General features: G+C 67.7%; 12 protein-coding genes. 8 read left to right on the top strand and 4 right to left on the bottom strand.

All coding sequences use genetic code 11. The features are described 5' to 3' along the window. Positions 1-404: 404 nt before the first annotated feature. A complete protein-coding gene (gene tyrS, locus VER16_RS04135; RefSeq protein ID WP_324805593.1) occupies positions 405-1,616 on the bottom strand; it encodes a tyrosine--tRNA ligase in 1,212 nt (403 codons plus the stop codon). Between the two features lie 167 nt (positions 1,617-1,783). Between tyrS and VER16_RS04140 the strand changes: the two genes are divergently transcribed. Together VER16_RS04140 and VER16_RS04145 are read left to right on the top strand one after the other, a co-directional pair. Continuing rightward, on the top strand, positions 1,784-3,256 hold the full coding sequence (locus VER16_RS04140; RefSeq protein WP_324805594.1) for a M23 family metallopeptidase: 1,473 nt from the start codon (positions 1,784-1,786) through the stop codon (positions 3,254-3,256). A gap of 67 nt (positions 3,257-3,323) precedes the next feature. Further along, the gene (locus VER16_RS04145) at positions 3,324-4,451 is read left to right on the top strand and encodes an anhydro-N-acetylmuramic acid kinase (RefSeq protein WP_324805596.1); all 1,128 of its coding nucleotides are present in this window, start codon (positions 3,324-3,326) and stop codon (positions 4,449-4,451) included. A gap of 79 nt (positions 4,452-4,530) precedes the next feature. Here the strand turns inward: VER16_RS04145 and VER16_RS04150 are convergent, their stop codons facing one another. From VER16_RS04150 to VER16_RS04160, 3 genes are all read right to left on the bottom strand, one after another. Continuing rightward, entirely contained in the window at positions 4,531-4,761 is a 231-nt protein-coding gene (locus tag VER16_RS04150) for a hypothetical protein (protein ID WP_324805598.1), read from the bottom strand. 77 nt (positions 4,762-4,838) lie between these two features. Further along, positions 4,839-6,143 (bottom strand): AmpG family muropeptide MFS transporter, encoded by a 1,305-nt coding sequence (locus tag VER16_RS04155; RefSeq protein ID WP_324805600.1) that lies wholly within the window; start codon positions 6,141-6,143, stop codon positions 4,839-4,841. Further along, the gene (locus VER16_RS04160) at positions 6,140-6,940 is read right to left on the bottom strand and encodes an exodeoxyribonuclease III (RefSeq protein WP_324805602.1); all 801 of its coding nucleotides are present in this window, start codon (positions 6,938-6,940) and stop codon (positions 6,140-6,142) included. The genes VER16_RS04155 and VER16_RS04160 overlap by 4 nt, the downstream gene beginning before the upstream one ends. A 163-nt stretch (positions 6,941-7,103) precedes the next feature. On the opposite strand from VER16_RS04160, the gene pyrE reads away from it, so the two are divergent. The 6 genes from pyrE (at position 7,104) to kdpC (ending at position 13,116) form a co-directional block, all read left to right on the top strand. Further along, the gene (gene pyrE, locus VER16_RS04165) at positions 7,104-7,763 is read left to right on the top strand and encodes an orotate phosphoribosyltransferase (protein WP_108767480.1); all 660 of its coding nucleotides are present in this window, start codon (positions 7,104-7,106) and stop codon (positions 7,761-7,763) included. Between the two features lie 16 nt (positions 7,764-7,779). Further along, positions 7,780-8,424 carry a hypothetical protein gene (locus tag VER16_RS04170; protein WP_324805606.1) on the top strand — a complete coding sequence of 215 codons (645 nt, stop codon included), beginning with the start codon at positions 7,780-7,782 and terminating at the stop codon, positions 8,422-8,424. 157 nt (positions 8,425-8,581) lie between these two features. Beyond that, complete coding sequence (locus VER16_RS04175) at positions 8,582-8,674, top strand: potassium-transporting ATPase subunit F (protein ID WP_005407770.1); 93 nt, start codon at positions 8,582-8,584, stop codon at positions 8,672-8,674. 12 nt (positions 8,675-8,686) lie between these two features. Then, the gene (gene kdpA / locus VER16_RS04180; RefSeq protein ID WP_324805608.1) at positions 8,687-10,384 is read left to right on the top strand and encodes a potassium-transporting ATPase subunit KdpA; all 1,698 of its coding nucleotides are present in this window, start codon (positions 8,687-8,689) and stop codon (positions 10,382-10,384) included. Between the two features lie 12 nt (positions 10,385-10,396). Further along, complete coding sequence (gene kdpB / locus VER16_RS04185; protein WP_324805610.1) at positions 10,397-12,469, top strand: potassium-transporting ATPase subunit KdpB; 2,073 nt, start codon at positions 10,397-10,399, stop codon at positions 12,467-12,469. Then, the gene (gene kdpC, locus VER16_RS04190; RefSeq protein ID WP_324805612.1) at positions 12,466-13,116 is read left to right on the top strand and encodes a potassium-transporting ATPase subunit KdpC; all 651 of its coding nucleotides are present in this window, start codon (positions 12,466-12,468) and stop codon (positions 13,114-13,116) included. The genes kdpB and kdpC overlap by 4 nt, the downstream gene beginning before the upstream one ends. The last annotated feature ends 32 nt before the right edge of the window (positions 13,117-13,148 follow it).

Genomic DNA, 13,148 nt, shown 5'->3' on the forward strand with positions numbered 1-13,148 from the left:
CTGGCAACGTATCGCTTGCTTTAAAACAATTAATAGTTGCTTGATCAAACGTCTGCAAGATGGACAATCATCCTTCCTGCAGGCGCCTTCACAAGATACCTGCGCATACTTTCAAAGATCAGGGGAAGTGGCCTCAGCGCCGTTCCCGTGTGCTGCGAAGTTTCCTTCGTAGCGAGCCGCCCATTATGCCAGACTTTTTCAGTCCGTCAACACCTTCGTTCGATCATCTCGTTCGGCAGTGGTGGGCGCCCTGGTGTCGCTGAAGCCCTTTGGTGGCGACCCCTGCGACGGGGGAGGAGAAGTATGTCCCCATCCGGATCATTTGTGAAGGGGGTGTGGCGATTTTTTTCAACGGATGTTGCATCCGTTCATCGGCCACACCCCCGGCCGCCATGAGGAAGGTGTCAGGCAGCCACCAGGCGCACGCGGGCGAAGGTGCGCTTGCCGACCTGCAGCAGGCCTTCGAAGCCGGGCTGCAGCACCTGCTGACCATCTTCGACCACCTCGCCATCCACCTTCACCGCGCGCTCCTTGAGCTTGCGGTTGGCTTCGGAGTTGCTCGGGGTCAGGCCGGCAGCGGTCAGCAGCGCTGCAATACGCAGGCCCTCGGCCGGAATGGCCACGTCCTGCAGCGGCAGCTGGGTGATGTCACCCTGCCCTGTCACTGCCGCTTCCCAGCCGGCAATGGCCTGGTCGGCCGCCGCAGCGTCATGGAAGCGGGTGGCCAGTTCACGCGCCAGGCGCAGCTTGACCACGCGCGGGTTGAGCGTGCCGGCGGCAACCTCTTCACGCAGCGACACCGCTTCGGCCTGGCTGATGTCAAAGGACAGCAGCTCGATCCAGCGCCACATCAGGGCGTCATCGACCTTCATGGCCTTGGTGACGATGTCGATGGCCGGTTCACTGATACCAATGTAGTTGCCCAGCGACTTGGACATCTTGTTGACGCCGTCCAGGCCTTCCAGCAGCGGCATGGTCAGCACCACCTGCGGCTTCTGGCCGTGGTGTTCCTGCAGGCCACGGCCCATCAGCAGGTTGAACTTCTGGTCGGTACCGCCCAGCTCGACGTCCGCCTCCAGGGCCACCGAGTCATAGCCCTGCACCAGCGGGTACAGGAACTCGTGGATGGCGATGGACTGCTGGGCCGCATAGCGCTTGGCGAAGTCATCGCGTTCCAGCATGCGGGCCACGGTGTGCTGGCCGGCCAGGCGGATCATGTCGGCCGCGCCCATCTTGCCGAACCACTCCGAGTTGAAGCGCACTTCGGTCTTCTCGCGGTCCAGCACCTTGAAGACCTGCTCTTCATAGGTACGGGCGTTGGCCAGCACGTCCTCGCGGCTGAGCGGCTTGCGGGTCAGGCTCTTGCCGGACGGGTCGCCGATCATGCCGGTGAAGTCGCCGATCAGGAAGATGACCTGATGGCCGAGGTCCTGGAACTGGCGCAGCTTGTTCAGCAGCACGGTGTGGCCCAGGTGCAGGTCGGGGGCGGTGGGGTCGAAGCCAGCCTTGATCCGCAGCGGACGGCCTTCCTGCAGGCGCGCACGCAGATCCTCGGTCTTGAGGATCTCGTCGGCACCACGGCCGATCAGGGCAAGGGCTTCTTCAATCGAGGACACGGTGACTACTCCCGGCAATGCCGATTCTTGTGTGGGGTGTTAACGCCAAGTTAACCCATCCGGCTTCACAAAAGCCAATAGGCACAAGGGTTTGACGCGGTTTTCTCAGGTGTCTATGGTAACCGGCGATCAGGCCCGCGCTCCCGGGCCGCAGGAAAAAACCACTGATGCACAATTCCGAACAAGGGCGCGCACGCAAGCAGCGCTTCCAGGAACGACTCCACGTCCTGCACGACAACGCCCTGCACCGGAAGCTCAGGCAACATCTTCCCGCCGCTTTCAATGAACGCTGGACGCGCCGCCATTGGGTGCATGCCAGCCTGTTCGCCACCATCGGCGCCCTGGTGGCGACGATCGTGCCGGGGTTCTCGCACACCATCGATTCGCCTTACCCGGAAAGCCACACCAGCCTGGCCCTGCCCTTGCCGCCGCTGTCGCTGGCCCGCCAGCAGCAGACCCCGGGCGACAGCTGGCAGGTGCTGCGGGTGCAGCGCGGGCAGACCCTGAGTGACCTGTTCGACCAGGCCGGCATCCCCGCCACCACCCTGCACCGGGTGCTGGACCATCCGGGCGCGCGTGAATCGCTGACCAAGCTGCGCCCCGGCGCCGAGATCGCCTTCGACATGCCACTCTCGGGTGACCTGCGCAGCATCCGCTTCGACCGCGATGGCGACAACCGGGTGGAACTGAGCCTGGCTGGCGATGACATCAAGGAAAAGGTGACCAAGCGCGAGACCTCCACGCGCACGGTGGTCACCAGCGGCGAGATCACCAGTTCGCTGTATGCCGCGGCCCGCCGGGCCGGGCTGTCGCCGTCGGCGATCGCGACGATGACCGACGACATCTTCAAGTACGACATTGACTTCTCGAAGGACCTGCAGCCGGGCGACCGCTTCAGCGTGGTGATGGACGAGACCTGGCGCGAAGGCGAGAAGGTGGACACCAGCAAGATCCTGGCGGCGACCTTCACCACCGGTGGCAAGACCTATTCGGGCTTCCGCTTCGAGCGTGGTGGCAAGTCCGAGTACTACGACATCAATGGGCGCTCGCTGAAGAAGAGCTTCATCCGCATGCCGATCCCGTTCGCACGCCTGAGCTCGACCTTCGGCGCGCGCAAGCACCCGGTGCTGGGCAAGATGCGCATGCACAAGGGCGTGGACTATGCCGCACGCACCGGCACGCCGATCATGGCCGCCGGCGACGCCCGCGTGCAGTTCGCCGGCGTGCAGCGCGGCTACGGCAACGTGGTCATCCTCGACCACGGCCGTGGCCACACCACCCTGTACGGCCACATGTCGCGCTTTGCGAACATCAAGACCGGCCAGCGCGTGGCACAGGGCACGGTGATCGGCTACGTCGGCTCGACCGGCCTGGCCACCGGCCCGCACCTGCACTACGAATTCCGCGTGAACGGCGAGCACCGCAACCCGCTGACGGTGACCATGCCGCCGCCGGAACCGCTGAAGGGCGCCGAGCTGGTGGCCTTCCGGGCGCAGACCGCACCGGCCATGGCCCGTATCCAGGGCATGGAGAAGCTGATCTACGCCGAGGCCAGCCCGGCCCCGAGCAGCCGCGAAACCGCCCCGACCGAGGTGGCCAGCGCCAAGGCCAAGCCGGCCAACGGCCACAAGCGCGGCTGACCGGCCCTGCGTTGACGAGGAAGGACGCGGCAGCCCAAGCTTGCCGCGTCCTTTTTTTATGCCCGCCATGAACACGACTGCCGACGCTGATGCCCCGCTCTACCTTGGCCTGATGTCCGGCACCAGCGCCGACGGCATCGATGCCGCGCTGGTGCAGTTTCCCGCCAGCGGAGGCTGCCGCTTCGTGCGCGGCCTGACCGCACGCTGGGAGCCGGTGCTGCGCGCACGGCTGGTGGCGCTGGGCGAAGGCGGTCCGCTGGAGTCGCTGGAGGAGCTGGGCGAACTGGATGCGCGCATCGCGATCAACTTCGCCGCCGCCGCCAACCAGCTGCTGGACGAGGCCGGCGTGGACCGCCGCCAGGTGCGGGCGATCGGCTCGCACGGCCAGACGGTGCGTCACCGGCCGCTGGCCGACCCGGCCTTCACTGTGCAGCTGGGCGATGGCAACCGCATTGCCGAGCTGACCGGAATCACCACGGTGGCCGATTTCCGCCGTCGCGACGTGGCGGCCGGCGGCCATGGTGCGCCGCTGATGCCGGCGTTCCACCTGGCGATGCTGGGCACGGCCGACGAAGACCGGGCAGTGCTCAACCTGGGTGGTATCGGCAACCTGACCCTGATCCCGCGCGAGGGCGCGCCACGCGGCTTCGATACCGGCCCGGCCAATGCGCTGATGGATGCCTGGTGCCAGCGCCATACCGGGCGCACCTTCGATGCCGATGGTGCCTATGCGGCCAGTGGTGCGGTGGATGCGCCGCTGCTGGCCAGCTGGCGTTCGGACCCGTGGTTCGACCTGCCGCCGCCCAAGAGCACCGGCCGCGAACAGTTCCACCTGGCCTGGGCCGAGGCCCGCATGGTCGAAGGCGAGTACGCGGCCGCCGATGTGCAGGCCACCCTGCTGGAACTGACCGCAGTGACCGTGGCCGATGCGCTGCGGGCGCAGCAGCCGGATACCCGCCGGGTCCTGGTCTGCGGGGGGGGCGTGCACAACCGGCAGCTGATGCGCCGACTGACGGCGCTGCTGCCGGGCGTGGCGGTGGAATCCAGCGCCGTGCATGGGCTGGACCCGGAGTATGTGGAAGCGATGGGGTTTGCCTGGCTGGCGCAGCGGACGATGGATGGGCTGGCCGGCAACCTGCCGAGCGTGACCGGGGCGAAGGGGCCGCGGATTCTCGGGGCGATCCATCTGGCGTGAGGTCGCGACATCCACGCATGGCGTGGATCTACCAGCGCGCGCGGCAGCGCCGGGCCATGCCCGGCGACGCGGAGTTGGTTCAATCGAAGCCCTGCCCCGCCGGCATCGCCTGCAGGGCGGCGATCGCCGCTGACAGGGCATCCACTTCGGGATCACCGAAGCCCGAACGGACCTCCAGCTCGCTGCTCAGCAGGCCCTGTTCCAGCAGCACCGAACAGGTCTGCTCGTGGGTCCAGCCGCGCGCCACGGCGACTCTGCGGATACGTTCATACAGCAGCGGGTCCACGTCCCGCAGCACTACATCGGCCATGCTCACTCCCCGTTCGCAAGGCACCGCCCCCTCGGCGCGTCTGCGGCGATCATCCCGCAGGTTGCGCGGTCAGGCAATCAAGGGGTGCCAGGGGCGCTGCGATCGTGGATGCGCGGCCACAGCCAGGCCAGCAGCAGCAGGGTCGGCACCACGGTGACCGCGCTGAGCATGAAGAAGGTGCTGTAGGAAGTGGCTTCGACGATGTAGCCGGATACGCCACCAACGAACTTGCCAGGGAGGTTGGCCAGCGACACCAGCAGGGCGTACTGGGTGGCGGTGAAGTTGCGGTCGGTCAGCGAGGACATGAAGGCCACCAGCACGGTGCCGGCAAAGCCCTGGAACAGATTGTCGGCGCTGAGTGCGGCATAGAACGCCCACAGCTGGCCGGGGTTGTGCGCCATCAGCAGGAAGGCCAGGTTGGACAGGGCCACGCCCAGCGCGGCCACCAGCAGCATGCGCCGGAAGCCGAAGGCGGCTACCGCGATGCCACCGAGGAAGGCGCCGCCAATACCCATCCACACGCCGAACAGCTTGGAGACGGTGGCGATGTCGGCTTTGTCGAAGCCCGAATCGAGGTAGAACGGACCGGCCATCACGCCGATGACCTGGTCGGGAAATTTGAACAGGCCGACGAAGGCCAGCAGCACCAGGGCCAGGGCGATGCCGTTGCGGCTGAAGAAGCTGGTGATCGGCTGCACGAAGGCTTCGGCCACATCGATGCGGCGCTGCACGGCCTGCGCCGGGCGGTCCGGTTCACGGCACACCAGGGTGGTGATGATCGGCAGCAGCATCAGCGCGGCCATGGCCAGGTAGGCGACGATCCAGCCTTCGTACTGGGCCAGGTAGAGCGCGCCGGCACCAGCCAGGATCAGGCCGATGCGGTAGCCCAGGGTGTAGGTGGCGGCCAGCGCGGCCTGGGCGGTTTCCGGAGCGATCTCGATGCGGTAGGCATCAACCACCGAATCCTGGGTGGCACCGGCGAAGGAGGCCACCAGCACCCAGGCCACCAGCGGCCACACGCCCTGTTCGGGGCGCACGAAGGCCAGCGCGACCAGACCGACCAGCACCGCCACCTGCGACAGCAGCAGCCAGGAACGGCGGCGACCGAGGAAGGCCAGCAGCGGGAAGGCATAGCGGTCCAGCAGCGGTGCCCAGACGAACTTCAGCAGATAGAAGAAGCTGGCCAGGCTGATCAGGCCGATGCTGCCCAGATCCAGGCCGACATCACGCAGGCGGGTGGACAGGGTCTGCGAGGCGATCAGCAGGAACGGCAGCCCGCTGCCGAAGCCCAGCAAGGCCATGGTCAGGGCCGAGGGCGTGCCGAAGGCGCGCTTGATCCCCGCCCAGCCCTTGTAGCTGGGCTTTGCAGCGGCATCGCTCACAGGTCGTAGTCCACGGTGAACGGGGCGTGGTCGGAGAAGCGCTCATCGCGGTAGATCGAGCAGCTGCGCAGGCGGTCACGCAGGCCGGGGGTGATGAACTGGTAGTCGATGCGCCAACCGACATTGTTGGCGCGCGCCGCGCCGCGGTTGCTCCACCAGGTGTAGTCCTCGCCGGTGGGGTGCAACAGGCGGTAAGCGTCAGCCCAGCCGCGACCGGTGGCCACGTCGGTGGCCTGGCCGTGGTCGGCGCACAGGCCGTTGAGCCAGTCGCGCTCTTCGGGCAGGCAGCCGGAGTTCTTCTGGTTGGACTTCCAGTTCCTGATGTCCAGCGCCGAACGGACGATGTTCCAGTCGCCGCACAGGACGTAGTCGCGCCCGCTGCGCGCCCACTCCTCCAGGATCGGCCGCAGCCATTCCATCACTTCGAACTTGAAACCCTGGCGCAGGTCGCCCGAGCTGCCCGAGGGGATATAGAAGGAGACCACGCTGAGGTTGCCGTAGCGGGCCTCGATGTAGCGGCCTTCGTCGTCGAACGGGGCCCAGCCCAGCGAGGTGATGACCTGGTCCGGCTCGCGCTTGCTGTAGATGGCCACGCCGCTGTAGCCCTTCTTGGTGATGGCGTCGCGGTAGAAGCAGTGGTGGCCATCGGGGCGGAACATCGGATCGGTGAGCTGGTCTTCCTGCGCCTTGGTCTCCTGGATGCACAGAACGTCGGCGTCCTGGGCCCGGAACCAGTCGAGGAAGCCCTTGGTGGCGGCCGAACGGATGCCATTGGCGTTGAAGCTGATGATGCGCATGCGGTTGAACCTACGGCGGGAAACCGGGCAAGCATACCGGTTGCCCGGCGGCCCGCGCAGCCCGCCGGATGGGCCCGGCAGGGCCTTCACACGGGGCCGGACGAGCGCGGGAAGCCCAGCTGGATTAGGATTTGTGCTCCAAATGAAGATGAATCGAGTTTTGATGAGCGACCACCGTCACCGTTTCCTGCAGCTGGCCCTGACCGCCGATGCCCTGCGCTTCGGCCAGTTCACCCTCAAGTCCGGCCGGCTGAGCCCCTATTTCTTCAATGCCGGTCGTTTCGACTCCGGTTCGCTGCTGTCCCAGCTCGGTGCCTGCTATTCCGATGCCATCGACGCCAGCGGGATCAAGTACGACGTGGTGTTCGGCCCGGCCTACAAGGGCATTCCGCTGGCCACCGCGATGGCCTGCGAACTGGCCCAGCGTGGCCGCGACCTGCCGCTGTCGTTCAACCGCAAGGAAGTGAAGGACCACGGTGAAGGCGGCCAGCTGATCGGCGCCGACCTGACCGGCAAGCGCGTGCTGATCGTGGACGATGTGATCACCGCCGGTACCGCCATCCGCGAAGCGCTGGCCATCATCCGCGCTGCCGGCGGCATTCCGGCTGGCATCGTGGTGGCCCTGGACCGCCAGGAAATCGCCTCGGAAGCCGACCACCGTTCGGCCGCCCAGGCCGTGGCCGAAGAGGCCGGCATTCCGGTGATCGCCGTCGCAACCCTGGCCGATCTGCTTGATTTCGCTTCCGGAAACCCGGAACTTGTGGGCTACCGGCAGCCGCTGGAGGCCTATCGGGCCCAGTACGGCGTCCGTTCCGCACGCTGACCCAGGGGAAGGTCGCATGTTCCGAATTCCTGCCATCGTTGCCACCGGACTGCTGCTGGCACTGCCGGCCTGCCTGCTGGCCAAGCCCGCCACGGCCGACAAGAAGCTGTACTGCTGGAACGAGGGCAAGGAGCGGATCTGCAGCGACGCGCTGCCGGCCGATGCGGTCAACAACGCCCGCGAGGAGTTCAGCGCCAGGAGCGGCGTGCGCAACGCCCAGGTGGAGCGCGCGTTGACCGATGAAGAACGCGCCGCCGCCAGCACTGCGGCGGCGCAGGCGAAGCTGGACCAGATGGCGGCGCAGACCCGGCAGCGCACCGAACAGGCCATGTTGACGACCTATGGCAGCGAGGATGCGCTGCGCAAGGTGTTCACCGAGCGCCAGGAGGTGCTCGACAACAACCTCAACACCGCGCGCTACAACGTCGCCAGCCTGCGTGATTCCCTGGTGACCCTGCTGGCGACTGCCGGTGACCGCGAGCTGGCCGGCGGCAAGGTGACTGCGAAGCAGGCCGATGCGATCAGCCAGCGCCATGCGCAGCTGCAGGCACAGCAGCGTCTGCAGGCCAGTTTCGAGCAGCAGCAGGTCGTGCTGAAGACAGAGATCGAGGCCAGCCTGCAGCGCTACCGCGAGTTGAAGGGAATGGCGCCGGGCGGTTGATGGCTGGCTGATCTGCCGTGCCGCCGAGCATGGGCTCGGCTCTACAGGAATTTATGCACTTTTTACGCGCCGGCCGTGTCCGGCGCGTAGTGCGTTTATGGTCGGCAGGACGACGATGGCGGCCTGAGGTGGAGCGGTTCCACCAGGACGCAATCCCATGTCCCCCTGGCTGTCGTTGTTGTGTGGCGTGCTGGTGCTGGTTGCCGCCGCCTATCTTCTTTATGTCGTGCTGCGGCCCGAGTCGTTCTGAGCGGAGCCAGCCATGACCGAGATGCTTGTGATGCTTGCCGCCAGCCTGCTGCTGGCCTGGCCGCTGGGCCTGTACCTGGCGCGCGTGATGCGTGGCACGCCGATGAAGGTCGACGTGCTGTTCCACTGGATCGAGAAACCGCTGTACCGGCTGTTCGGCGTGGATGCCGCGCGCTCGATGTCCTGGCGCGGCTACGTGCTGGCCTTCGTGCTGAGCAACGTGGTGGTGGCGGTGCTGACCCAGGCGGTGTTCATGACCCAGGCCTGGCTGCCGTTGAACCCGGACCAGATCCCGAACATGCGCTGGGACACCGCGCTGCACACGATGATCTCGTTCCTGACCAATACCAACCAGCAGCACTATTCGGGCCAGGCGCAGCTGTCCTACCTCTCGCAGATGACCGGCATCACCGGCCTGCAGGTGGTGACGCCGATGATGGGCCTGGCGCTGGCGGTGGCCACGTTGAGGGCATTGTTCGCGCGTGCGCCGCAGACTGCGGCCGGTGACGACCGCCAGGTGGCAGTGGGCAACTACTACGTGGACGTGGTGCGCCTGTGCGTGCGCTTCCTGCTGCCGCTGTGCCTGGTCTGGACCCTGCTGCTGACCAGCCAGGGCGTGCCCTCGACGATGGCCGGCGGCCCGCAGGCCACGCCGATCGACACCAGCGCCGGCATGGCCCAGCAGAAACTGCCGCTGGGCCCGGTGGCGGCGATGGTCGCGGCCAAGCAGCTGGGCGCCAATGGTGGCGGCTGGTACGGCCCCAACAGCAGCTTCCCGCTGGAGAACCCGACTCCGGTTTCCAACATGCTGGAGGTGGTGGGCATCCTGCTGATTCCGCTGGCGGTGATCTTCATGATCGGTGCGTTCACCGGCCGACGCCGCTTCGGCGCGCTGGTGTTCAGCTGCATGCTGGGCATGTCGCTGCTGTCTACCGGCGCGATGATGTGGAGCGAGGGCCACAACGCCAGCGCGGCCACACCGCTGCTGATGGAAGGCAAGGAGGTGCGCTTCGGCGCCGATGGCACCGCGCTGTGGGCGGCGGTAACCACCCAGGTGTCCAACGGTTCGGTGAACGGCATGCACGATTCGCTGGCACCGCTGAGCGGCGGCATCGCGATGGTCAACATGCTGGTCAGCGCGATCTGGGGCGGCATCGGCTGCGGCCTGCAGCAGTTCATCGTGTACCTGCTGCTGGGCGTGTTCCTGGCCGGGTTGATGACCGGGCGTACCCCTGAGCTGTTCGGCCGCAAGCTGGAAACCCCGCAGGTGCGCCTGCTGGCCCTGCTGGTGCTGCTGCAGCCGATCACCCTGCTGGTGTTCACCGCCATCACGCTGGCCGTGCCCGGCCTGGCCGGCACCTCCAACCCGGGCTTCCACGGCATCAGCCAGGTGTTCTACGAGTACGTCTCGGCCTATGCCAACAACGGCTCGGGCTTCGAGGGTCTGGGCGATGCCACGCTGTGGTGGAACCTGAGCTGTTCGCTGGTACTGCTGCTGGGCCGCTTCCCGCTGCTGATCATCCCGCTGGTGGTGGCCGCACAGCTGGCCGCCAAGCGCCAGGCACCGGAATCGGCCGGCAACCTGCAGATCGAAACCCCGACCTTCGCCCTGACCCTGGTCTCGGTGATCGTCATCCTGACCGTGCTGCAGTTCATGCCGGCCCTGGTGCTCGGCCCGATCGCCGACCACCTGAGCCTGGGACTGCACTGAGGACACCCTGAGATGAGTACCCACGCAAGTTCTTCCCGCGGTTCCCTCACGCCGCGCCCTGCCCTGCTTGATGCCGCCGGCCTGCGCCGTGCGCTGGTCGAAGCGGTGCGCAAGCTCTCGCCCATGCATCTGGTACGCAGCCCGGTGATGGCGGTGGTGATGGCCGGCACGATCGTCGCGGCGATCATCACCCTGACCGGCAACGCGCCGCTGGGCTTCGGCCTGGCGGTGACTGCGATCCTGCTGGTGACCGTCCTGTTCGGCAACTTCGCCGAAGCGGTGGCCGAAGCGCGCGGCCGCGGCCAGGCGGCCTCGCTGCGTCGTGCCCGCCAGGACCTGGTGGCGCGCCGGCTGGCCGCCCCGCAGCCAGGTGCGGCCGAAACCCAGGTGGCCGCCGCCGAGCTGCGCCCGGGCGACCACGTGGTGGTCAGCGCCGGTGAGCTGGTGCCGGCCGATGGCGAGATCGTGCAGGGCCTGGCCACCATCAACGAAGCGGCGGTGACCGGTGAATCGGCGCCGGTGCTGCGCGAGGCCGGCACCGACCGCTCCGGCGTGATCGGCGGCACCAAGGTGCTGTCCGACCAGATCATCGTGCGGGTGACCGCCGAGCCGGGGCACAGCTTCCTGGACCGGATGATCGCGCTGGTGGAAGGCGCCAACCGGCAGAAGACCCCCAACGAGATCGCGCTGACCCTGCTGCTGGCGGCGATGACGCTGACCTTCCTGGTGGTGGTGGCGACCCTGCCGGCGATCGGCGCCTACGTCGGCGTCAAGGTCGATCCGCTGCTGCTGATCGCGCTGCTGGTGTGCCTGATCCCGACCACCATCGGTGGGTTGCTGCCGGCCATTGGTATTGCCGGCATGAACCGTGCGCTGGCCGCCAACGTGCTGGCCAAGTCAGGCAAGGCGGTGGAAGTGGCCGGCGATGTGGACGTGCTGCTGCTGGACAAGACCGGCACCATCACCTACGGCGACCGCCAGGCCAGTCACTTCCACCCGCTGGCCGGCATCGATGCCAGCCAGCTGCGCGAAGCGGCGCTGCTGTCCTCGCTGGCCGACCCGACCCCGGAAGGCAAATCCATCGTGCGCCTGGCACGCGAGCAGGGCTGCAGCACCGCCGAGCCGGAGCAGGCCGAGTACCTGGCCTTCAGCGCGCAGACCCGCATGTCCGGCGTCGACCTGGCCCAGCCTGGCCAGGAGCCCGGCCGGCAGATCCGCAAGGGCGCGCTGGATGCGATCCGCAACCACGTGCAGGGGCTGGGCGGCGCGGTGCCGGCCGAGCTGGCCGGGCGCGTCGAGCAGGTGGCGCGCAACGGGGCCACCCCGCTGGTGGTGGCCGAGGGCCGCCATGTGCTGGGCGTGATCGAGCTGTCCGACGTGGTCAAGCACGGCATGCGCGAGAAGTTCGCGCAGCTGCGGGCGATGGGCATCCGCACGGTGATGATCACCGGCGACAACCCGCTGACCGCTGCGGCCATCGCCGCCGAAGCCGGTGTGGACGACTACATCGCCGAGGCCCGCCCGGAAGACAAGCTGGCACGCATCCGCCAGGAACAGGCCGGTGGCCGCCTGGTGGCGATGGTCGGCGATGGCACCAACGATGCGCCGGCACTGGCCCAGGCCGATATCGGCCTGGCGATGAACTCCGGCACGCAGGCGGCGAAGGAGGCCGGGAACATGGTCGACCTCGATTCGGACCCGGCCAAGCTGCTGGCGGTGGTGGAAGTGGGCAAGCAGCAGCTGATCACCCGCGGCGCGCTGACCACCTTCTCGCTGGCCAATGATGTGTCCAAGTACTTCGCCATCCTGCCGGCGCTGTTTGCCGCTGCCGTGCCGGCCATGGCCGCGTTGAACGTGATGCAGCTGTCGAGCCCACGCAACGCGGTGCTGGCGGCGCTGATCTTCAACGCCCTGGTGATTCCCGCCCTGATCCCGCTCGCCCTGCGTGGCGTGCGCTTCCGCCCCGCCACGGCAACCGCGCTGCTGCGCCGGAACATGCTGGTGTACGGCCTCGGCGGCGTGCTGCTGCCGTTCGCGGCGATCAAGCTGATCGACCTCCTTCTTGTCCTGGTATCCGGCGCATGAACCGTTCTGTCTCCACCTCTTCTTCCCTGCCCCGCGAACACTCGGCCGAGGCCGGCGTGGCGCGCCTGCAGGACGATGCGACCTGGCGCCCGGCGATCGGCCTGGGCCTGGCCACCCTGCTGCTGGCCGGTGCGGTCTACGCCGGCATCGCCACCGGCTTTGCCGGTCTGAGCTTCCCGGCCCAGGCCGAAGGCAGCCTGCTGCGCGACGGCAGCGGCCAGGTGCGCGGCTCGGCGTGGCTGGCACAGCCGTTCACTGGCGATGGCTACTTCCAAGCGCGACCGTCGGCGGCCAACTACGATCCGATGGCGGCGGCCGGTTCCAACCTGGCCCGCAGCAACCCGGCGCTGGCCGAGCGCGTTGCCGCCAGCACCGCTGCCGTTGCAGCGCGCGAGGGCGTGAACCCGGCGCAGGTACCGGCCGATCTGGTCACCCAGTCCGGTGGCGGCCTGGACCCGCAGCTGTCACCGGCCGCCGCGCAGCTGCAGGTGGCGCGCGTGGCGCGTGCGCGCGGGCTGCCGGTGGAACGCGTGCAGGCGCTGCTGCAGGCCCATACCGAAGGCCGCCAGTGGGGCCTGTTCGGGCAGCCGCGGGTGAACGTGGTGACCTTGAACTTCGCCCTGGACCAGGCGGCGAAAGCACCGTGATGCCCGCCTGCACCGGCGGCGCGCACAATGGC

Origin of the sequence: Stenotrophomonas sp., assembly GCF_035634915.1 — a bacterium.
GTDB lineage: Bacteria > Pseudomonadota > Gammaproteobacteria > Xanthomonadales > Xanthomonadaceae > Stenotrophomonas.

Bases quoted from the DNA above. Each gene is read 5' to 3' on its own strand.
- VER16_RS04140 (WP_324805594.1), top strand. From the start codon at position 1,784: ATGCACAATTCCGAACAAGGGCGCGCACGCAAGCAGCGCTTCCAGGAA.
- VER16_RS04145 (WP_324805596.1), top strand. From the start codon at position 3,324: ATGAACACGACTGCCGACGCTGATGCCCCGCTCTACCTTGGCCTGATG.
- VER16_RS04150 (WP_324805598.1), bottom strand. From the start codon at position 4,761: ATGGCCGATGTAGTGCTGCGGGACGTGGACCCGCTGCTGTATGAACGT.
- VER16_RS04160 (WP_324805602.1), bottom strand. From the start codon at position 6,940: ATGCGCATCATCAGCTTCAACGCCAATGGCATCCGTTCGGCCGCCACC.
- pyrE (WP_108767480.1), top strand. From the start codon at position 7,104: ATGAGCGACCACCGTCACCGTTTCCTGCAGCTGGCCCTGACCGCCGAT.
- VER16_RS04170 (WP_324805606.1), top strand. From the start codon at position 7,780: ATGTTCCGAATTCCTGCCATCGTTGCCACCGGACTGCTGCTGGCACTG.
- VER16_RS04175 (WP_005407770.1), top strand. From the start codon at position 8,582: ATGTCCCCCTGGCTGTCGTTGTTGTGTGGCGTGCTGGTGCTGGTTGCC.
- kdpA (WP_324805608.1), top strand. From the start codon at position 8,687: ATGACCGAGATGCTTGTGATGCTTGCCGCCAGCCTGCTGCTGGCCTGG.
- kdpB (WP_324805610.1), top strand. From the start codon at position 10,397: ATGAGTACCCACGCAAGTTCTTCCCGCGGTTCCCTCACGCCGCGCCCT.
- kdpC (WP_324805612.1), top strand. From the start codon at position 12,466: ATGAACCGTTCTGTCTCCACCTCTTCTTCCCTGCCCCGCGAACACTCG.